Origin of the sequence: Paraglaciecola sp. MB-3u-78 (assembly GCF_002835935.1) — a bacterium.
Classification (GTDB): Bacteria; Pseudomonadota; Gammaproteobacteria; order Enterobacterales; family Alteromonadaceae; genus Paraglaciecola.
Genome location: NZ_PJCF01000007.1, coordinates 150,467 through 171,047 on the forward strand (window position 1 = coordinate 150,467; position 20,581 = coordinate 171,047).

At 42.0% G+C, this 20,581-nt stretch carries 15 protein-coding genes, 1 tRNA gene and 2 pseudogenes; 12 read left to right on the forward strand and 6 right to left on the reverse strand.

Annotated elements, in window-relative coordinates:
- Positions 1-71: 71 nt before the first annotated feature.
- Positions 72-503: pseudogene (tnpA, locus tag CXF95_RS19420) on the reverse strand (IS200/IS605 family transposase).
- Between the two features lie 277 nt (positions 504-780).
- Between tnpA and CXF95_RS19425 the strand changes: the two are divergent.
- The 7 genes and pseudogenes from CXF95_RS19425 (at position 781) to CXF95_RS19460 (ending at position 9,171) form a co-directional block, all read left to right on the forward strand.
- The gene (locus CXF95_RS19425) at positions 781-1,518 is read left to right on the forward strand and encodes a c-type cytochrome (protein ID WP_101200238.1); all 738 of its coding nucleotides are present in this window, start codon (positions 781-783) and stop codon (positions 1,516-1,518) included.
- Positions 1,519-2,598: 1,080 nt separating this feature from the next.
- Positions 2,599-2,967 carry a biotin/lipoyl-binding protein gene (locus CXF95_RS19435; RefSeq protein WP_101200239.1) on the forward strand — a complete coding sequence of 123 codons (369 nt, stop codon included), beginning with the start codon at positions 2,599-2,601 and terminating at the stop codon, positions 2,965-2,967.
- Positions 2,968-2,979: 12 nt separating this feature from the next.
- Complete coding sequence (locus tag CXF95_RS19440; RefSeq protein ID WP_101200240.1) at positions 2,980-3,699, forward strand: efflux RND transporter periplasmic adaptor subunit; 720 nt, start codon at positions 2,980-2,982, stop codon at positions 3,697-3,699.
- Positions 3,700-3,866: 167 nt separating this feature from the next.
- Positions 3,867-4,739: pseudogene (locus CXF95_RS31170) on the forward strand (efflux RND transporter permease subunit); the annotation flags it as partial.
- A complete protein-coding gene (locus tag CXF95_RS31175) occupies positions 4,737-5,861 on the forward strand; it encodes an efflux RND transporter permease subunit (protein WP_255418942.1) in 1,125 nt (374 codons plus the stop codon). The pseudogene CXF95_RS31170 and the gene CXF95_RS31175, both read left to right, overlap by 3 nt.
- 397 nt (positions 5,862-6,258) lie before the next feature.
- Positions 6,259-6,840, forward strand: coding sequence for a hypothetical protein (locus tag CXF95_RS19450; protein WP_101200241.1), 582 nt, complete (start codon positions 6,259-6,261; stop codon positions 6,838-6,840).
- Positions 6,841-7,296: 456 nt separating this feature from the next.
- Positions 7,297-9,171, forward strand: a complete 1,875-nt coding sequence (locus tag CXF95_RS19460; protein WP_101200243.1) for a methyl-accepting chemotaxis protein — start codon at positions 7,297-7,299, stop codon at positions 9,169-9,171.
- Between the two features lie 1,419 nt (positions 9,172-10,590).
- On the opposite strand, the gene CXF95_RS19465 is transcribed toward CXF95_RS19460, so the two are convergent.
- The 4 genes from CXF95_RS19465 to apbC form a co-directional block, all read right to left on the reverse strand.
- Positions 10,591-10,667 (reverse strand) — tRNA-Pro (locus CXF95_RS19465).
- A gap of 121 nt (positions 10,668-10,788) precedes the next feature.
- Positions 10,789-11,409: a flavin reductase family protein gene (locus tag CXF95_RS19470; RefSeq protein ID WP_101200244.1), complete on the reverse strand. Its 621-nt coding sequence runs from the start codon at positions 11,407-11,409 to the stop codon at positions 10,789-10,791.
- 137 nt (positions 11,410-11,546) lie between these two features.
- On the reverse strand, positions 11,547-12,137 hold the full coding sequence (gene dcd / locus CXF95_RS19475) for a dCTP deaminase (protein WP_101200321.1): 591 nt from the start codon (positions 12,135-12,137) through the stop codon (positions 11,547-11,549).
- Positions 12,138-12,205: 68 nt separating this feature from the next.
- The gene (apbC, locus tag CXF95_RS19480; RefSeq protein WP_101200245.1) at positions 12,206-13,246 is read right to left on the reverse strand and encodes an iron-sulfur cluster carrier protein ApbC; all 1,041 of its coding nucleotides are present in this window, start codon (positions 13,244-13,246) and stop codon (positions 12,206-12,208) included.
- Between the two features lie 109 nt (positions 13,247-13,355).
- Between apbC and metG the strand changes: the two genes are divergently transcribed.
- On the forward strand, positions 13,356-15,398 hold the full coding sequence (metG, locus tag CXF95_RS19485) for a methionine--tRNA ligase (protein ID WP_101200246.1): 2,043 nt from the start codon (positions 13,356-13,358) through the stop codon (positions 15,396-15,398).
- A 216-nt stretch (positions 15,399-15,614) separates the two neighbouring features.
- On the opposite strand, the gene CXF95_RS19490 is transcribed toward metG, so the two are convergent.
- Complete coding sequence (locus tag CXF95_RS19490) at positions 15,615-16,382, reverse strand: methyltransferase domain-containing protein (RefSeq protein WP_101200247.1); 768 nt, start codon at positions 16,380-16,382, stop codon at positions 15,615-15,617.
- 63 nt (positions 16,383-16,445) lie between these two features.
- On the opposite strand from CXF95_RS19490, the gene gloB reads away from it, so the two are divergent.
- The 4 genes from gloB to CXF95_RS19510 all read left to right on the forward strand — a co-directional run bounded on the left by gloB (position 16,446) and on the right by CXF95_RS19510 (position 20,496).
- Entirely contained in the window at positions 16,446-17,216 is a 771-nt protein-coding gene (gloB, locus tag CXF95_RS19495; RefSeq protein WP_101200248.1) for a hydroxyacylglutathione hydrolase, read from the forward strand.
- Positions 17,217-17,322: 106 nt separating this feature from the next.
- A complete protein-coding gene (locus CXF95_RS19500; RefSeq protein ID WP_101200249.1) occupies positions 17,323-18,993 on the forward strand; it encodes a LysM peptidoglycan-binding domain-containing protein in 1,671 nt (556 codons plus the stop codon).
- A 23-nt stretch (positions 18,994-19,016) separates the two neighbouring features.
- A complete protein-coding gene (locus CXF95_RS19505) occupies positions 19,017-20,024 on the forward strand; it encodes a hypothetical protein (RefSeq protein WP_101200250.1) in 1,008 nt (335 codons plus the stop codon).
- A gap of 13 nt (positions 20,025-20,037) precedes the next feature.
- On the forward strand, positions 20,038-20,496 hold the full coding sequence (locus CXF95_RS19510) for an isoprenylcysteine carboxylmethyltransferase family protein (protein WP_101200251.1): 459 nt from the start codon (positions 20,038-20,040) through the stop codon (positions 20,494-20,496).
- The last annotated feature ends 85 nt before the right edge of the window (positions 20,497-20,581 follow it).

Consider the following 20,581-nt stretch of genomic DNA (forward strand, 5'->3'; position numbering starts at 1 on the left):
AGTACCACCGGCAGAGCCGGGGGCTTATTAGATGACGCCCTAAAAAGGCTAAAGTAAGCGCCAAAGGCGCGTTAAATACCGAATTTTAGCTGATCTCTGTCAACGTCATTCTTTTCCTGATTTCGGATATATTCCCTAACCATTTCTTCGTCAAGTCCTACTGTAGATACAAAATACCCTCTAGCCCAAAAGGCTTCCCCTGCGAAATTCTTTTGTTTACCTTTAAAATTTCGAGCTATTGATATTGCACTTTTTCCTTTCAGGTAACCTACTACATTTTAAACCGCTAACTTTGGAGGTATGCTCAAACACATATGGATGTGATCCTTCATTAAGTGCTCCTCTTCTATCACTACTCCTTTTTGCTGCGCCAATTCGTGAAATATTTCTCCCAGATATTTTCTTAACGTTCCAAATATAATCTTTCGCCTTTTCTTGGGAATAAATACGATATGGTATTTACAATCCCACCTTGTATGGGCCAAACTTTTATAATTTCGAATAGATTATTTCCTTCGTTCTTTTGGTCGAGATACGAAAGATACCTGCACCACGGTAACGGTAAAACCTATGCGAGTCTCCCCGGCAGAGCCGGGGGTTTACCTTGTATTAATTATTCGCTTAGTAGTATTGTCGATAAGCTGGTACTTTAAAGCAGCTATTACATGACCACTTAACAGTTAGTTTGAGTATCTAATGAAAACGTTCTTAATAAGATTAAGCATAACTGGCCTATGCCTTGCATTATTATTTACCTGTGTTTATGGTTTAAGCAGTTGGATGATGCAGGAAAAATATATTCCACAAGACAGAGCATTTGTTGTGTCCCCTGGATCTGATATTAAAGAAGGAAGGCGACTTGCTGCTATCCATGGGTGTACTGATTGTCACGGCAAAGATGCTGCTGGCGGGGATTTTCATGGACTCCACGCACCAAATTTAGGAGTCGTAGCCAAACAATACTCCGATAATGATTTAGAGCGTTCTATACGACAAGCAATCCGTCCTGATGGAACAAGCGTGTATTCAATGACCTCTGATGCCTATCAACATTTGTCTGATATAGATTTGAGCCATATTGTTGTTTATTTGCGGTCTCTCAATCCGATTACAGAGACTTCGATTGGATTTTCACCTAATTTTCGCTATCGATTGGGTATTATTAAAGGTGGGCATCAGCCTGTTGTAAACGCTATTCATTCCCAAACTCCCCCCGCAGAAGCACCCAAAAACGATGCTGAAAATTTTGGTAGATATTTAACTTACTCGGTTTGTTCCGAATGTCATGCTCCTGATTTAAAAGGCTATAAGGGGTTTTCACCGAGTTTAGTCACAACACTTGCTTATCAAAAGTTAGATTTTAAACTGCTGATGTCCACAGGAATCGGATTAGGCGGCCGTGATTTAGGACTAATGAGTATCAGCAGTAAAGAGCGGTTCTCTCTTTTTTCAGATGACGAATTAATGGCATTGTTTACATACTTCCAATCTGAACAATTTTTGCAAGATATTCAATGATAAAACTGGGAGAAGAGTCAACTTGCTATATATATACCACACCGAATAGTTTTTATATTTTCGTTAACGTACGCTAACGCATAAGGTTTTATTAGTTGGTCTGTGTGATTGAATTCGAACCTACAATCCCTTCTCCTACAAGCTATAAAGGCCGCTACTAAGCAATAATGACAAAGTCACTCATTGTAATAATTGTCAAATAACTCTATATATTTGGCTAAATTACGATGGGTGCCTTGTTAAAATACTGATAAAAATCAATATTTTGGGAGTTTAAATTGACTCTGGAAAAGATATTTTAATTTAGAAGATCTAAAACATGTTTAAAAAAAAGCAAGATGCAAAGCCTAAGGAGATAACATACGAACGAGTGAAAGGTTATTTCTTGTGGTTGATTGGCAAATATGGAGATTACACATCAAACACCTTAATGCAAAAAATTCGGTGGATCCCCTATCGTAGATGCAAAACTTAAACAAAAAGCATTGAGACATTTGATTGGGCAAGAGTTCTCATATTCCGTTGCCAGTAAAGCGATTAGCCACTCAGGTAAAGAGGATTAACGCAATTCAGTATTTGCCAGAAGAAATGCAAACCAATATCTAAAAGCTTGGGGCCAAATTGCTGGATTAATAAGACGTTAAGAATTAGAGATATACTCATGCTAATTCTCAGTTACGATGCGGGTTTTGTTAAAATGTTGTAATTGGCGTCCTAATTAAAAGGGCTGATAAAATCACGGAGTTGAAGTAATAACACATCAATCCCTTTAATTATTTTTGAATAGTTTTAATGATCAAATGACTTGCCCCCTTAGCTATGACTGCTTAGCCGACCCCCTTAGCTGACCTAGGTGAGCACACCTCCCCCTGACGTAGCTGTGCCACTCACCCTAGGGTTTTACTCGGCATGTTAATGAACAGTGAGACGTAACGAATTAACATAAATGAGTTAAACATATTGAATATATTCAATTGAAATACGCTATCTAAAGCGCATAAATGCTCAAAAATGAATATCAATTATACACATGTCGCTGGTAAATCAGACTAGGGCTACAAAATTTTAAGGAATGCTCTTATGTTTCAGGTAAAGCCCGTCATCCATTTAGCTGCCGTGCTAGGCGCTATCATTGTGTCCTGTAGTGGATTACTGGTTGCTTGCAGTCCAGCGCCACAGCAGCAGCAAGACCTGCAAGCTCGGCTGGTTAAAACGCAACTGGTCAGCGCTAAGTCTGGCAGCGACTGGCGGGAATTTCCCGGCATAATAGAGGCCGCGCAAACAGCTGAGCTGGGTTTTAGGGTATCGGCCAAGTTGGTCGAGGTTTCTGTGCGGGAAGGGGACAATGTCAATAAAGGCCAATTACTGGCCAAGTTGGATGATACCGACTATCAAACCAAGCTGCGCAGCACTCAGGCAGATTTTGATAAGGTCACTGCCGACTTTTAGCGGGGACAATCCCTGCTCAGTCAAAAGCTTATTGCCAAGTCTGATTATGATAAATTAGAGGCGCAACATACTTCATCTTTGGCTGCTCTGACTGGAGCCATTCAAAACGTTGAATATACTAATCTTAAAGCGCCTTTTGCTGGGACTATCGCCCGGCGTCATGTGGACAACTTCGAAGATGTCTCTGCGGTACAGCCGATTTTCACCCTGCAAGATATGTCGTCCATTCATATCAAAGTTAATATCCCCGAAACGCTGATGATCTTGATAAATACCAATGACAGGCCCAATGTGTTTGCTATGTTTGATTCAATCCCGAATCAACAATTCCCCCTCAGCTTTCAAGAAGTGGCGACGCAGGCTGACCCTGGCTCCAAAACCTTTGCGGTGACCTTCAAGATGCCAAGTGTAGCATCTTTCAATATACTGCCTGCCATGTCTGTAACCGTCAGAGGAAGCCTGCCTATCCAAGATGACGCTCAGGCTTTGGGCGTCATCTTGCCGGCTCAGGCCCTGATTGAAACCAACGAAGGTCGCTTTGCCTTTGTGGTTGAAAACATCAATGAAAAGCTTGGTACAGTGAAACGTAAGACGGTTACCACCGGCCATATCACCGAGCGGGGACTGCAGGTATTAACGGGTCTTCAACAGGGGGACCGCCTTATCATCGCGGGCATGAGTAAGATGTCTAATGGTATGACAGTGCGCCTGAGCGAGCAGTGGAACCGATGAATATAACCCGCCTTGCCATAGAAAATAATCGTATCACGCTGGTGCCTGGCCATTATATTGATTGCCAGTTTACAGACATTTGCCAACATGCCAAGAGCCTATGACCCTGGGTTTGTGGTGCGTACGGCTCAGGTACTGACCTACTTTCCCGGCGCCAGCCCCAACGAGTAGAGCAGTTAATATCGTCAAAAATTGAAGATGCAGTCAAAGAAATGCCTGAACTGGATTTCGTTACAAGTGAATCCCGCACGGGGGTATCCATAGTATTAGTCAATATTAAAGAAAGTTACACAGATATGCGTCCCATTTGGGATAACTTTCGGCGCAAAATAGATGACATGGTCGGTGATTTACCCGAAGGTGCCGGCACCCCGGTGATCAATGATGAGTTTGGCGATGTCTACGGCGTCGTCATGACCCTGAGTGGTGAAGGTTTTAATTATGCAGAACTGCAGCAGATAGCAGATAGAGTGAAGGATGAACTGCTGCGTATTCCCGATGCGGCCAAAGTTGACATCTTAGGTGAGCAAGAAGAACGTATTTTTGTAGAATACGACAATGCCCGCCTAGCAGAACTGGGTATTTCACCCTACCAGCTATCGCAAATGTTATCGGCTCGCAATATCGTCATTTCTGGGGGTGCATTCAACCTAAATAATGAACGAATTGCCTTGGAACCAAGCGGAAATTTTGAGTCCATTGAAGACATAGGTAAAACAGTTGTCAGTTCACCTAAGACCAATAGACTGATCATGCTCAGGGACATCACCAAAATTAGTAGAGGTTATGTCGACCCTGCCACTTCCCTTATTCATACCTCTGGCAAGCGAGGCTTGGCTATAGCGGTGTCGATGCGCAAGGGCGGCAACAATATCGAACTCGGGGTGCAGGTAAAACGTGCCATGGCAGAGTTTCTGCAAACCTACCCTCATGGCGTGGAGTTTGACCTGATCAACTTTTCACCCGCCGAAGTGGATAAAAAAGTCTCTGATTTTGTTGGCAATTTATTACAGGCCGTTCTGGTGGTCACCGCAGTAATGCTGCTTACCCTTAAACTCAGGTTGATCGAAAATGGACCCGCAGTTTCAAATCCGATAGAGCTGCGTATTTCGGGCACCGAGCCCAATGCCCTGTTCGATGCAGTAGAGCAAATCAGGCAAGAGATGCTCGCCACCCCCACCTTACAAAATGTCACCGACGACTGGGGACAGAGGATCAAGAAACTCCAGATCGACATCGATCAGGTCAGAGCCCAAAGTTCCGGCGTTACCAGCCATGACATCGCCATTTCCTTGCAGTCGAGTTTAAGTGGTATGGAGCTGACAGAATATCGGGAAGGTGAAGATACCATTCCTGTATTACTGCGTTCCAGTGAGGCCGGCCGTCGGGAAATTAGTAAGGTTGAATCTCTGTCAGTTTACTCTCAATCTACCGGTAATTCAGTTCCCCTGAGTCAGGTAGCCAATGTGAATATGGTTTGGGATCTGGCCAAAATATATCGCCGTAATAGCCTGCGAACCTTCACCTTGGGTGCCCAATTAGTAGATGATGCGAATGCTGCCGAGGTGGTCAACGAACTGCGGCGTTATTTGCATGGGCAGCAAAAACAATGGGGCCCCGGGATCAAAGTAAATTTTGGTGGTGAACACGAAAGTTCGGCCAAGGCCAATCAGTCCATTGCCGAAAAATTAGGCCTGGCAGGATTAATCATCTTGATCCTTTTGGTGGCCCAGTTTAACAGCGTACGCAAGTCAATCATTGTCTTAAGCACTATTCCTCTTGGCCTGATTGGTGTGGTGCTAGGCCTGTTAATAGCCCGCTCCTACGTGGGTTTTATGACCATTTTGGGGATCGTGTCACTGTCTGGGATCGTGATCAATAACGCCATAGTGCTGTTAGAGAGGATCCAGATTGAACTGAATGCCGGCCTGACACAACACCAAGCTATCATTACCGCAGCCCAGCAAAGGGCCAGACCTATCTTATTAACCACCGCGACCACCGTACTGGGACTTATCCCCCTGTATCTGGGCGGCGGCCCGATGTGGGAGCCCATGTCGGTTGCCATCATGGGTGGACTATTGTTCTCCACCCTACTGACCCTAGGGGTGATCCCAGTGCTGTATGCCAGCCTATTTAGGGTAAGACCCGCTGTAAAATAATACCCTCCCGACCAATGTTCACATATGCGGGCCTTTATTATAAGGTCTGGCGTATATGACTCGCGGCGGATGATAGTTGATGCAAACACCGTCGACCCTTTCAGGCAATACCTAGTGCGCCAATGTCCTCAACCTCATCCATGCTGACTTTAACGCGCATCCTGCCCCATTTGAAAAAAGGGGATCGGCCTTACATCAGCACTGTCATTTTACCTTTGTTGGGTCTTTGCGCGCATCGATAAGCCATACGACTCAGTCATAAAAATGACAGTGCCGCGCACTGTGCTTACAGTAAAGTATATCTCATTGATTATTATGAAATAATAACCATTGGCATAAACTCTGCTTTGCTTGGACACACCGAATAATGTTCATCAATCAATAAGTGATCCACAACGTGCCAGCACTCGAGATCCCCGCGCAAATAAGATTGCCTGCCATGCAGGGCAAACAGACTCATCCTTTAGCTAGGTCTACTATGGCAAATTCTCAGGTACTGGATTTTTTGCTGCCGCAGCTTTTTTCTCAACACTTGAAGCCAACTAAACAGCACAAGATGCTAGAAAACGTTGATGACTATATGTTGCAGGAAACCAAAGAAGTGTACGCACGCATTAACAGTTTCTGTCAGCGCCTTGGTATTAATGTGCAATTGGAGATTAGACTGAACCCAATAGGCGACGAACTGCAGGTATTTGGAGAGTCCCAGCACTGCAAGACCCTTAGTGAGTTTATCAATAGTGACCACTGGTTAAAAGGGGCACTTAGTTGGTTACAGCCAAATTACCTGATGTTGGCACAATCCCTTGAAATGATTTCATTTTCCCATGCCTATAAGCATTCCCCCAGCCATGCGCTTGGGGAATTTGGTTATGTGGATCAGGTAAATAACGCCATGGAGTTCTATCTAAAATGTGGCAATTGCCCCGTTGAATTAGTAACCGAGTCCCCTTTGCATATTTATACCCTAGCCTCTTAGTCTGCACACGCTTCACAGCTTGCATAACAAAGGTGGAGGTGGAAAAGGGCTCAATGCCCAATCGATGGCAATCGATAGAACCTGACCCTGCAGGTTCTTTCAAACTTGCCTGTTGTAAAGCTGTAAATTATTTCTGCTTAGGTGTCGCAAATATGTTACATTACGTTAAAAATTATATCTTATACCGCAAATTTTTGACTCGATACCCCCCCCCTAACCATAAGCTCAATAGAGCATTAACCGGACCTTATCTAGGTGAACAAAACCAGATAAAAAAACCACTACAGACTCAAGGGACAGAAGGAATCCAGATTATTTTCTGATTCATCTCCATTGATTCGTAACCTAGACTGAGCAACTCCATCTGAATAATATTATTTGTATTCAATTAGTTAAGTTGCCAGTCCATGGTCAACTAATCGATAAATACATATTAATTTACTTAAAGGAAATATTTTGAATTTCATTAACAATCTAAAGCTTAAGAGCAAACTTTTCTTAATTGCGGTTTTGCCCTTAATGGGCTTGTTGTTTTTTTCAGGTCTTCAGATAAGCATTAACGCAACTATCTATGGGGAAATAGAGGATCTAAATGAACTGACACAGCTAATTGCTGAATCTAGCAAATTAGTGCATGAGTTACAGAAAGAACGTGGTATGACTGCCGGATTTCTTAGCTCCAAAGGCACAAAATTTGCTGAAAAACTAACTGCCCAGCGTAAAGATGTTGATGAAAGCCTAAAAAGCTTAAAAAATCACATATCAACCTTAAATTTATTGAAATTTGGTAAAGAAACAAATGAGATCATCAATACAGCGTTAATACGCTTAAAAGATTTAAATAAAATACGTTCAAATGTCACTAATCAATCAATTGAAACCGCACAAGCCATTAGTTTTTATACACAAAGCAATGCCGTTCTTCTATCGCTGGGTGATAGTCTATCAAAATTTAGCTCTAATGCTGAATTAACGACAATGGCAGTTGCTTACACTAACTTTATGTTGAGTAAGGAGCGGGCGGGGATCGAACGTGCTGTTGTATCAGGTATTTTTGCTCAAGATAGTATCTCTAGCGCTCAGTACCTGAAATTTATCAATCTGGTAGGCCAGCAAAATACCTATAATCAGGTTTTCATGTCATTAGCGACGGATACGATGGTCACTAATTTCAAGGAAATGATGAATAGTAGGATCGTAAAAGATGTCGATGATATACGAGCCATATTGTTATCCGGTAGTCAACAGAACTTTGGTATCAATCCTGTCGATTGGTTTAGTAAACAAACGGGTAAGATAGGTTTATTAAAAAAAATCGATGATGGCATTGGAAGTGAGATCCAGGCATTTGCAGCAGAACTTAGTGCTGCAGCTCTAAAAACATTAATAATTGGTGTTGTTATAGCATCTATAATCACCCTGATCACCCTGCTTTTATTTTATATGATTCTTCGCAATGTATTAACACAATTAGGTGCCGAACCTTCAGCTGTTCTCGATATTGCCGAGTCAATTGCAGCGGGTGAATTAAACGGTTCAGGAAATACCTCACGTAAAAAGTCGACCGGTATTTATGCTGCAATACAATTGATGGAGGTAAAACTAATTGATGTTGTACAACAGATTAAAAATAATTCAAATCAAATCGCCTCTGCAGCACAACAAGTTAGTGATTCCGCGAATTCTTTGAGTGAAGCGACGAGTGAGCAGGCCACTAGCGTTGAACAAACGAGTGAGGCCGTGGAGCAAATTGGGGCATCCATTAGTCAAAATAGCGATAATGCCACAAAGACAGATACCTTTGCTGAAGCATCAGCATCTTCAGCACGAGAGGGAGGCAGAGCAGTCGCTAATACAGTCAATGCGATGAAGCAAATTGCACAAAAAATTTCAATCATTGAAGATGTCGCCTATCAAACCAATATGTTGGCACTCAATGCGGCGATCGAAGCCGCGCGCGCAGGAGAGCATGGTAAAGGTTTTGCGGTAGTGGCGGCAGAAGTTCGTAAATTAGCAGAACGAAGCCAAGTTGCTGCATCAGAAATAGGTCAGTTAACAGGGAGTAGTGTTGAAGTAGCCCAACAAGCAGGTGAGCTTCTTGAAAAAATGGTACCAGATATAGTTAAAACCGCAGAGCTTGTGCAAGAAATTAGTGTCGCCTCAGACGAACAGTCTATAGCATCAGGACAAATCACCCATGCAATTCAACAAGTTGATAAGCTTACCCAACAAAATGCCGCCAGCTCTGAAGAATTAGCCGCCACAGCAGAAGAAATGCAAACTCAGGCATTAACGCTCCAACAAGTTGTTAGCTTCTTTCGACTGGTATAAAACATAATATCAATCAGTATAAAGAAGTGACGACTCAGCGAGTTTTAAACGTAATATCTGAATATCTGGGGTCAGATTCTGAGGGATCCCCACGAATATTCAAGCATTAAAATTACCAGCAATCATAGTTCTGAGTTTAAACACCGCAGTTTCAAATTGGTCGCAGAGCAATTTGAAACGCTTGTCTACGAAACCTCGCAAGCCTGAGATACCTCAGATACCTCAGGGTCAGATACTTCAGCAACACTAGTCTTCGATGTAGACCACTTCAACAACCGCTTTGTGAGTATCAAGGCCAATAAAAAGTATGTTATGTTTATTCATGCTGATCTACTTTTAGTTTGTTGAACGCAACTGTTATGGCTCTGGCTTTCAGCTAATCCACGATTATTAGAGATCAGCACCTTATCGTGGGGAATCATTATGTCTATGTGATTATTTTTAATAATTTAGGAGCGTTGATGAAATGAGAAAATTGCTTTTTTTAATGATGATTGTACTGTCGAGTTTGGCTGTGGCTGGGGGATAAAAATGGTGCCGATAAGAATATCTTCTTGGGGTTCATCCATGATGGGATAGTCATTAATCCAAAGTGCATCTACCTTCTGCAGACTGGGATATCGGAAAGTTCTCAATATGGAATTATTGCTAAATCACTAATTATTGATAGCTGCCAAGAGAGCAATATGTCCAGTTTGATTTCTCGAAGACAGAGAAAAAAGCAGTAAAGGTATTGACTAAACTTAGCGGTAGTTATGTACCTTGTTTCGACTCTGCAGAAACGATCGGAAATAAACTATTGGTAATTAAAGATGTTTGGGATAGTAGTGCACCGAGAGCCAATCAGTGCTCCTGTACGAAAGAAACTATCACCTTTGACATTAATGGTTTCTAGATCTTAATATTGTGGAGTAGCGCAACACTTTACAGAATAGTCCGTGCTAACAGCGACACCTCCCCCCTTAAACTGTTGAACGATTGCAACATGCCACCGGCGGCACAACTCAGCATTGCGGGGCTAACAAATGATCGAAAAGCTGAAAAGTATAAAGGAGTCGAAGAACTAAAGTTGATACCGAAACGTTATGCATTTATGTGACAACGGAAGCTCTATTTGTTGCGGAAAGTATCGTATTGCAAATGATTATTTGGAAGCGAAATTTCACAAGAACAGGGGGACACAAGTGGGGATACGTTAAAATAAATTATTATAGGGAATTACTATAGGCACTGTAGGCCTTTATAATTGGTCGGTGTGATAGGATTCGAACCTACGACCCCTTTACCCCCAGCCAATGAAGGCCGCTACCAAGTTTGCTTTAATCTAATTAATTGGTCGGTGTAATAGGATTCGAACCTACGACCCCTTTACCCCCAGCCAATGAAGGCCGCTACCAAGTTTGCTTTAATCTAATTAATTGGTCGGTGTGATAGGATTCGAACCTACGACCCCTTCACCCCCAGCGAAGTGCGCTACCAAGCTGCGCTACACACCGACCGAGCTGCGCAGTTTACGGAATTTAATTTTGTTTGCAACGCTAAATCGAGCTAATTTGTGTTAGTTGCGCATTCCTTAGCCAAGATTGGCTTTTTAAGGTGAAATTTAGGGCTGTATCCCTACTTTGGCCGAAACAATTGAAATTTTTGTAGTTCACTCACAGAGAAATAATCCCCTGGTCCACCACCTCGCATAACGGGTTCCATAGCGGCTGTGTCATAGACACCTTTTTTTAGTGCCATTTGAGAAATATGCACACCGACTACTTCTCCAAGGACTAACCACGTTTGACAATTGTCACCGCTGGCAGATTGTAATTGGATCACTTGGGATGTTTTACATTCCATCACCACAGGACTAAGTGCCACATGAGGCACATCAATGATCTTTGATTGACCTTTAGCTAGGTTAGCAAGTTCGAATTCGTCAACGTCACAGCCGACAGCTGCGCTAGTTTGATTCATCGATTCCGCGAGAGAGCGTGTAACAAGACTCCAACAAAATTCCCCTGTGTCGACTGCATTTTTCACACTGTCTTTGTAGCCAATACTAGAAAAACCAATAATAGGTGGATGGTAATTAAATGCGTTAAAAAAGCTGTAGGGCGCTAAATTCACTTCACCATTGGGACTTTTGGTGGATATCCAGCCAATTGGCCGCGGGGCAATAATTGAATTAAATGGGTCATGCTCTAATTGATGACCGTCTTTTGGTTGATAAAAATGCGCATTATCTGGCACAAGTTCTCCTACTGATATATGAAAAATGAGAGGTTTTTATTCGAAAAAGTTACGCTTTATGCAATATAAGCTGCCCGCCCATAAATTTTATGGGCGATGATGATTAAGCATTACATTGGTAAAGCGGTCTGGGTAACTTAAGATTTATCATCTGCGCTAATACGACTAGCGGTGGCACCTGACTGGTCTTTATACTTTGCGTCGGCTCTGGAATTGTAAGGTTTTTCAGCAAAATCGGATAATAATTCAAAGCTGATTGCACCGATTTTCATGCCAGGTTTGAGGGCCAGTGGCAACTTACCGCTGTTGAAAAATTCTAATACGATATTGCCTGACCAACCGGGATCAATTCTATGAGCCGTAACGTGCACCATTAAGCCCAATCTAGCTAACGAAGAACGTCCGTCTAACCAACCCACAATATTGGCCGGCAGCGTTACCGACTCTTGGGTCACGGCAAGCGCCAGCTCACCAGGGTGTAGAAAAAAGGATTTGTCATCGGCAATGACGATTTCATCACTCATCACATTGTTCAATGCTTCTTGTACTTGGTCTTTAGGACCACTTAAATCTATATAAGGCGCGTGATGATCTTCAAACACACGGAACTTATTGCCGAGCCTAATATCAACGGTGACACCACTTATTTCTTCATAATCTGGCTGTGGGGATATTTTTATTTTGCCATCTAGCAGATGTTGGTAGATGTCTTTGTCACACAATCGCATAAAAATTAGCTCATTTATTGCTGGTTTATATTTAGGCCGGTTGACCGTGTTTATTTTATGTCGTGAGCTTACGCTATTTGCAGGCTTTTTAAGTAACAATATTTTGCCGTTTGTCTGGCTAATTGTCGATAAGCCTCACTTAATGGATGTTCTGGTTTTGAGACTTGTATGGGTTTTCCGCTGTCGGCATGCTGACGGATATCAATACTAAGAGGTAATTTTCCGAGTAAGGGCAAATTGAACTTTTCAGACAGTTTGTCACCTCCTAGTTCAGAAAATATCGCTTCTTTGTGTCCACATTGGCTACATAGGTGGTAACTCATATTTTCCACTAATCCCAAAACGGGAATATTGACCTTATTAAACATAGCAATACCTTTAATAGCATCGGCTAATGCTAAGTCTTGTGGGGTGGTCACTACCACGGCTCCACTCAAAGGTACCTGTTGCGCCATGGTTAATTGAATATCACCTGTACCGGGGGGCATATCCACAATCAGATAATCGAGTTCAGGCCAAGCCGTTTCATTGATTAATTGATGCAGCGCCTTACTTGCCATAGGTCCGCGCCAAACAGTGGCATCTTCAGCGGGAACAAAATAACCGATAGAACTGGCGACTATTCCGTGGGCAGATATGGGCTCGACTTTTTTGTTGTCTTTACTACTAGGTTTAGCCGTTGGGTTGCCCAGCATAATGGGAATAGAGGGGCCATAAATATCCGCGTCTAATAAGCCCACTTTTGCACCTTCTGCCATCAGTGCAAAAGCCAAATTAATACTAGTGGTTGACTTACCCACTCCCCCTTTACCAGACGCCACGGCTATAACATTTTTTACATTAGGGATCTGAGCTATTTTGGTTGGGACCGAGGTTATCTGGGTATCGATAGAAATAGTAAGTGTTGCGTCTTCTGCTGACAGACAAATTTGTTTGATAAGTTCATCATGGAGACTTTTAGACGCAAAGGGCAATGTGATTTTTACAGCACCTTTATTCACTTGGATCCAACTTTTAACGGATGCAATGGGTAGTTCAAAAAAGCGGCTAATACACTCTGCAATTTTGAACTCATCTATATTTTTACTGCTCTTACTGCCAAATAACATGTTTTGCCTTAACTTTGTATAACTCAAACGGAATTTCGTAATGCAATGATGGCGTATTTTCGCTACTATTTGCGACCATTTTTTACAATTCAGTTAAACATAATTCACCATGCCAGAACAAATTCGCAAAATTCTTGTTACCAGTGCCCTTCCCTATGCCAATGGCTCTATTCATTTAGGCCATCTTTTAGAGCATATTCAAACCGATATATGGACAAGATTTCAGCGAATGCGCGGCCATAGCTGTTACAGCGTGTGTGCCGATGATTCCCATGGCACCCCTGTTATGCTTAGGGCCCAACAGCTAGGCATTACACCTGAAGAAATGGTGGCCCAAACTCGTGACGAACATCATCAAGATCTCATAGATTTTGGCGTCAATTATGACAACTACCATGTCACTCACTCAGACGAAAACAAAGAACTATGCGAGTTGGTGTACAACCGTTTAGACGATGCTGGTTTTATCAGTAAACGCGTGATTAGTCAGTTGTACGACCCTGAAAAACAAATGTTCTTACCCGATCGTTTTGTACAAGGCACCTGTCCAAAGTGTGATGCACACGATCAGAATGGCGACAGCTGTGATGTCTGCAGTGCCACTTATGACCCGACTGAATTAAAAAACCCCCGCTCAGTGGTATCAGGTGCAGAGCCGGTATTGCGTGATTCTGAGCATTACTTTTTCGACTTGCCGCAGTTTCAAGACATGTTGCAAGACTGGTTACAAAGCGGCGCTGTGCAACCAGAGATTGCTAACAAACTTAAAGAATGGTTTGAAGAAGGCATGAAACAGTGGGATATCAGTCGTGACGCCCCTTATTTTGGCTTTGAAATCCCTAATGCACCGGGCAAATTCTTTTATGTGTGGGTGGATGCCCCAGTTGGTTATATGGCCAGCTTTAAAAACCTGTGCGATAAAACCAACGGCTTAGACTTTGACGAGTATTGGAATAAAGACTCAGATGCCGAGCTTTACCATTTTATTGGTAAAGACATTACCTATTTTCACTGTTTGTTCTGGCCTGCCATGCTTGAAGGTGCAGGATTTAGAAAACCCACTGCGGTGAATGTCCATGGTTTTGTGACGGTTAACGGTGCCAAAATGTCTAAATCAAAAGGTACCTTCATTAAAGGTCGCACTTATTTAGATCATCTTAACCCTGAATACTTACGTTATTACTTCGCGTCTAAACTCAGTGATGCTGTATCGGATATTGATCTTAATTTTGAAGACTTCGCCCAAAAAGTGAATTCAGACCTAGTGGGTAAAGTGGTGAACATAGCGAGTCGCTGTGCAAGCTTTATCACCAAACGTTTTGACGGTAAGTTATCCAGTAATGTGCTTGAACCAGAACTCGTCGCAGAATTTCATCAAGCAGAAGCGAGCATCGCCCAGGCCTTTGAAAGACGTCAGTATCACAAAGCTATTCGGGAAATCATGGCCTTGGCCGACAAAGCCAACCAGTTTATTGATAGCAACGCCCCTTGGGTGACGATTAAAGACGAAACCAAACAGCAATTTACACACGATGTCTGTTCGCTGGGTATTAACTTATTCCGTATTTTAGTGGTGTATTTAAAACCTGTGGTGCCGATTTTGGCCAGTCAATCTGAAGCATTTTTAAATGATGAACTTACGTGGGAAAGTTCACAAAGTGTATTAACTGATCACCCTATCAACAAGTTTAAAGCCTTAATGCAAAGGGTAGATATGGATAAATTAAGCGCCATGATTGAAGACTCAAAAGAAAACTTAGAAGCCATTAATCAAAAAGAAACGCAACTTGATCCCAAAAGCCCATTAGCAAAAGATCCAATAGCAGAAACAATCAGCTTTGAAGACTTTGCCAAAATTGATTTGCGTATCGCGCGTATTGTCAAAGCAGAACATGTTGAAAAAGCGGATAAATTATTACGTTTAGAGTTGGACTTAGGTGGCGAAACTCGCCAAGTATTTGCTGGTATTAAATCCGCCTATAAGCCAGAAGACTTGGAAGGTAAGTTGACAGTCATGGTCGCTAACTTAGCCCCACGTAAAATGCGTTTTGGCATGTCCGAAGGCATGGTGCTCGCAGCGGGCCCAGGTGGTGAAGAAATTTGGATATTGGAGCCACACGAAGGCGCGCAACCGGGTATGAAAGTTAAGTAATCATCCTGCTATTGTGGTTAGCGACTCGTCGTTAACCACAGCAAAACTTAAAAGCATTTGAACCACCGAGGAAAAAGAGCGCTTCGCTAAACCGAGGAACAGCTTTTAAGAATAAAAAATAATAATTCTTTGTTTAATTGACTATTTGTTCTAGGTCAAAAAAAAATTCTCATCTTTTCCTCTGTGTCCTCCTTTTTCCCTGTGGTTGAAACGCTTTTATTTCTCTGGTTTCCAAGGTGCTTCAACTTGCATTACCCCGTTTCTGACGCTGGCACCCACAGTGGAAAATTTCGTTTTGGCTTTCCACTTAGGTTTGATCATCGACAACGGAATTTCCCGTTTTCTGGCAACTATCACATACATAGTGGTCAGTAGAGGTAGATATTGGTAACACCATTGGTTCCACTTTGAGGATGCTCTAAGTTTTCGTTGTAGAAACAATTCGTTAAATAATAAGTGTTTGACGTCAACAATTTCAAAACCTAATAATTGCAACCAGTCTTTTACCCTAGCACAGCTAAAGAAACGAGCCTCGTGCAGTATGCTGCCTTTGTTGATAGGTAAATATTTAAACAAGCCACAAAGGCTAAGGGGATTAAAACCGGTAATAACAAGATAACCATTAGGCATAATCGTTCTGTCCACTTCTCTTAATATTTGATGGGGATCTTTGGAGAAGTCTAATTCGTGAGCCAGTAGAAATGCGTCAACACTGTTTTCACTCACAGGTAAATCATCGGGCCTTGCGACTAAGCTAGTATAAGTCTGTGAATTAGATGTAATATTGATTTGATGTTTTATGGGGCAAGAAGCAAGTTCAATTTGACTGCTTAAATGCCCTAGACGCACTAAGTGATAACCAAAAAATTTGCGGCTCACTTCGGCAATCTCGGTTTCTATCAAACCTCTAAGCTCATCACCTAATGGTAAATCCTGCCATAGCTCTGGTTTGGTTGGGTGGTTTTTGATTAACGCTGGTCTCATCAATTTATGTTACTCTAAAAGCATGAAACTGTTAATACCAATGTTTATGAAAGGAGACACAATATGTCCGTAAGCGTTTTCCCCATCAAGGCATTTAATGATAATTATATTTGGTGTCTGCATAACAAAACCCATTGTACTGTGGTTGATCCTGGCGATGCTGCGCCTGTTTTAGCCTATTGCCAAGACAATCAACTCATCCTTTCAGCCATTATCATCACTCATCATCATTGGGATCATACCGGTGGCATTGACGCGCTGTTAGCCGCCTTTCCAAATATTCCAGTCTATGGTCCTCAAAATAAAAATATAGAACAAATTACAGTTCGTTTATCACAAGGTGATGCTATAGAAGTGGCACAACTGGGCGTCAAATTCTCCGTAATAGAAGTGCCTGGGCATACTTTAGATCATATTGCTTATTATGGTGATATAGGACTGTTTTGTGGAGATACCTTATTCTCAGCTGGTTGTGGTCGCTTATTTGAGGGTACACCACAACAAATGTACCAATCTTTAGCTAAGTTAACGGCACTTCCTGCTGATACTGCGGTCTTCTGTACTCACGAATACACTATGGCGAACATTGCATTTGCTGAGACTGTAGAGCCTAATAATCAAGCATTGATTGATTACAAACAGTGGGCGAACAAACAACGAGAAAAAAACGCTCCAACTCTGCCATCAAACATTCAACGTGAATTGGCGGTGAATCCGTTTTTACGTTGTCATAGCCCAGAGTTAGTAACAAATGTAAGCCAGAATATGGCCGCAACATTAGCATCTGAACAGGCGACTTTTGCTTCATTAAGAAGTTGGAAAGATAATTTTTAATGAGTAGAATAATCCAAATATTTTGCCCTTAAAGTATCGTTTAAATGCCACACCTGCGATTACGATAGAAATAAATCACAGTAGTAAATAATAAAAAGGAAACACATTGCGTTCACATACTCTCCTATCTCTGGTCTTAATTGGCACTTTGTCTGCTTGTAATGCAACCACACAAAGTGATGAGCAAGCAAGTCAACTTGAACAAGAACACCAAATTGCTGAGCAAATTGTAGTCTCCTGTGGGCAATCTAAAAAGCAAGCAGAAGACCATTTTGATTGTGAATCAGCCGAATCAGGCACTATACCTATTACCCATCCAGTTGAGCCAATCGAAGTGGCCGTTGAGGTACCAGAAGAAATAGCTGTGGCCGCCGCTGAAATTGAAATTAAAGACGTATGGCAAAGGGTGCGTAGTCAGCTTAAGTTTGAATTTGAAGATAACAAACGCATTGCAGCACAGCGTAACTGGTATCTAAAACATCCCAGCTATATGAAACGTGTGGCTTTGAGAGCCAAACCTTTCTTGCACTTAATAGTCGAAAAAATGGAACAGCAAAATATGCCTTTAGAGCTGGTACTGTTACCCATAGTAGAGAGTGCTTTTGACCCCTTCGCTTATTCTCATGGTCGTGCGGCTGGCATGTGGCAGTTTATTCCGTCTACAGGTCAACGTTTTGGTATGAAACAAACCTGGTGGTACGACGGCCGCCGTGACGTAATGGCGTCGACCCAAGGCGCCATCGATTATTTGAATTACTTAGTTAAGATGTTTGATGGGAATTGGTTACATGCATTAGCCGCATATAACAGCGGTGAAGGACGGGTACAAAGGTCCATTAGAAAAAATAAAAGAATGGGTAAGAATACGGATTTTTGGAACTTGGATTTACCCAGAGAAACCCGTGCATACGTTCCTAAGCTCCTAGCGCTTGCCGACATTTTGAATAACAGTGATCAGTATAGTTTTGAATGGCCTGAGATTAACAACATCCCGTTGACTCAAGAAGTCAGCATTGGCTCACAAATCGATTTAGCCTTAGGAGCAGAAATGGCCGGGCTTACAGTGAAAGAATTGCATGCACTTAACCCCGGTTACAATCGCTGGGCCACAGATCCTAATGGACCCTATAAGTTATTATTGCCGATAGATAAGGTCGAAAAATTCTCGACTGAACTAGCTAAAACAGATAGTTCACAGCGACTAAATTGGGTCAGACATAAAGTCAAAAGTGGTGATAGTCTTTTACAATTAGCAAACAAATATCACACCAATACCGATATCATCAGCAAAGTGAACGAGTTAAAAAGTAATCTGATTATCGCAGGCAATTATCTGATTATTCCCGTTGCGCTAAAATCATTAGATTCTTACTCCTTGTCTCAAGAACAGCGCTTAGCCAAAACCCAGTCGAAAAAAAGTGGTGCGTATAAACTGAATCATACGGTAAAAAGTGGCGATACGTTTTGGGATATAAGCCGAGAATACAAAGTTAATTTGCGGCAACTGGCGAAGTGGAATGGCATGGCACCAGCAGATATGCTGCGCCCTGGTAAAACATTAGTTGTTTGGGTCGATAACGTGAGCAAGGGACAAAGTGAGGATGCGGTTATGCGCACACTCACTTACACAGTCCGCAATGGGGATTCCCTTGCCCGTATTGCTGGAAAATTCAACGTCAAAATAAGTGATTTACAAAAATGGAATCAAGCTAAGCTTACAAAATACTTACAGCCTGGGCAAAAATTGAAAATCTTTGTTGATGTAACACGCACTTAATATACAAGATGGCTGTTTAATTAATGCTTAACTTTAGCTACTCCAAACTTAAATCTAGTCACGAGGGACCTTGGATAATAGTCGACTTATTGATGCTTGCTTTACTCATCATCAACTTAATTTGGCTATTGTTTGACGGGTTATTTGCCACCCAAGCATTTAAATCCATCTTAGCATCCATGTCTCCAGACATAGTCAAGGGTTATGCTCCAATTCATGAAAACTTTGTTCTTTACGACTTAGCCTTTGTGGCTATTTTTCTGACTGAGTTTTGTGTGCGTTGGTTGGCATCAGTAGTCCGTAAGACCTATGTGCGATGGTACTTTTTCCCTTTTATTCATTGGTACGATTTAATCGGTTGCATTCCTTTGAGCGGCGCAAGAATATTCCGTTTTTTGCGAATTTTTTCTATTTTTTATCGACTTCAAAAACATCAAATTATTGATTTACGCAATACAGCGGTGTATCGATTTATCATTTTTTATTACGATGTGTTGGTTGAAGAACTCAGTGATCGAATAGTGGTTAAGGTGTTATCTGATGCGCAAAAAGATATCTCTGCAGGTTCCCCCTTAATAGAAGATATCAGCCAACAAGTCCTTGCTAGTCGTTTACCCATTTTAACCCAATGGATATCGTCGGTAATGGTGCATATTGGCGAGTCAATCGAACACAATGATCATGGTGAATCTGTTCGCAGCCATGTACAAAAAAGTGTAGGTAAAGCGGTACGCGGTAACTCACAAGTGTCCACCTTGAAATTGGTACCTATATTGGGAAGCACTATAGAAAAAACCTTAGAGCAGTCGGTTACCGATATCGTCACACAATCGATTATTAACCTAATGAAAGACATCACCCCAGAAAAAATAGATGATTTTGTTGAGCATGGAATAGGCCGTTTTTCTAGCGAAGACCAGATGCTCGACCAAGAAGTGTTGTTGATAGTAAATGAATGTTTAGAGTTGGTTAAACAACATGTGTCGCAGCAACGTTGGAAAGACTCATTTGATGGCAAATATACCACTTAGGTAACCTCTAAAGATGCAAGCACTTGAACTGAAAATCCACCCACCCATAGTGTTGTTATTTTGTCTTGGCCTAACTTATGGCTTGAGCCACTACTTGCCTTTATTAGCCCTACCCTTGATATTGTCTGATCTATATTGGTATATAGCTGCCATGGGGGTACTAGTGGCCTTGGCGGGTATCTGGGAGTTTCGGAAAGCCAAAACCACGATTAACCCCACTAAACCCGAAAAATCCAGTTATTTGGTGTCAGGCGGTATCTATCGTGTCACTAGAAACCCCATGTATTTGGGTATGCAACTTATCATTATTGCGGCTATTTTTAAATTTGGCAGCTACTACGGTTTTATCGCCCTTGCCTTTTTTATTCTTTACATCACACAATTTCAAATTAAACCTGAAGAACGTATTATCGAGAGAATTTTTGGTGACGAGTATCTGCACTACAAAAAGAAGGTTAGGCGCTGGTTATAGCTTGATTGCTTTGAATAGAAACCCATAAAAAAAGCAACGATGGAACACCACACATTGCCTTTACGACTAACCAAACAACACTAAA

What these genes read in the sequence shown, in the direction of transcription:
- CXF95_RS19435 (WP_101200239.1), top strand. Translation starts at nt 2,599, where the DNA reads ATGTTTCAGGTAAAGCCCGTCATCCATTTAGCTGCCGTGCTAGGCGCT.
- apbC (WP_101200245.1), bottom strand. Translation starts at nt 13,246, where the DNA reads ATGTTATTTGGCAGTAAGAGCAGTAAAAATATAGATGAGTTCAAAATT.
- CXF95_RS19510 (WP_101200251.1), top strand. Translation starts at nt 20,038, where the DNA reads ATGCAAGCACTTGAACTGAAAATCCACCCACCCATAGTGTTGTTATTT.
- CXF95_RS19505 (WP_101200250.1), top strand. Translation starts at nt 19,017, where the DNA reads ATGCTTAACTTTAGCTACTCCAAACTTAAATCTAGTCACGAGGGACCT.
- gloB (WP_101200248.1), top strand. Translation starts at nt 16,446, where the DNA reads ATGTCCGTAAGCGTTTTCCCCATCAAGGCATTTAATGATAATTATATT.
- metG (WP_101200246.1), top strand. Translation starts at nt 13,356, where the DNA reads ATGCCAGAACAAATTCGCAAAATTCTTGTTACCAGTGCCCTTCCCTAT.
- CXF95_RS31175 (WP_255418942.1), top strand. Translation starts at nt 4,737, where the DNA reads ATGCTGCTTACCCTTAAACTCAGGTTGATCGAAAATGGACCCGCAGTT.
- CXF95_RS19490 (WP_101200247.1), bottom strand. Translation starts at nt 16,382, where the DNA reads ATGAGACCAGCGTTAATCAAAAACCACCCAACCAAACCAGAGCTATGG.
- dcd (WP_101200321.1), bottom strand. Translation starts at nt 12,137, where the DNA reads ATGCGATTGTGTGACAAAGACATCTACCAACATCTGCTAGATGGCAAA.
- CXF95_RS19425 (WP_101200238.1), top strand. Translation starts at nt 781, where the DNA reads ATGATGCAGGAAAAATATATTCCACAAGACAGAGCATTTGTTGTGTCC.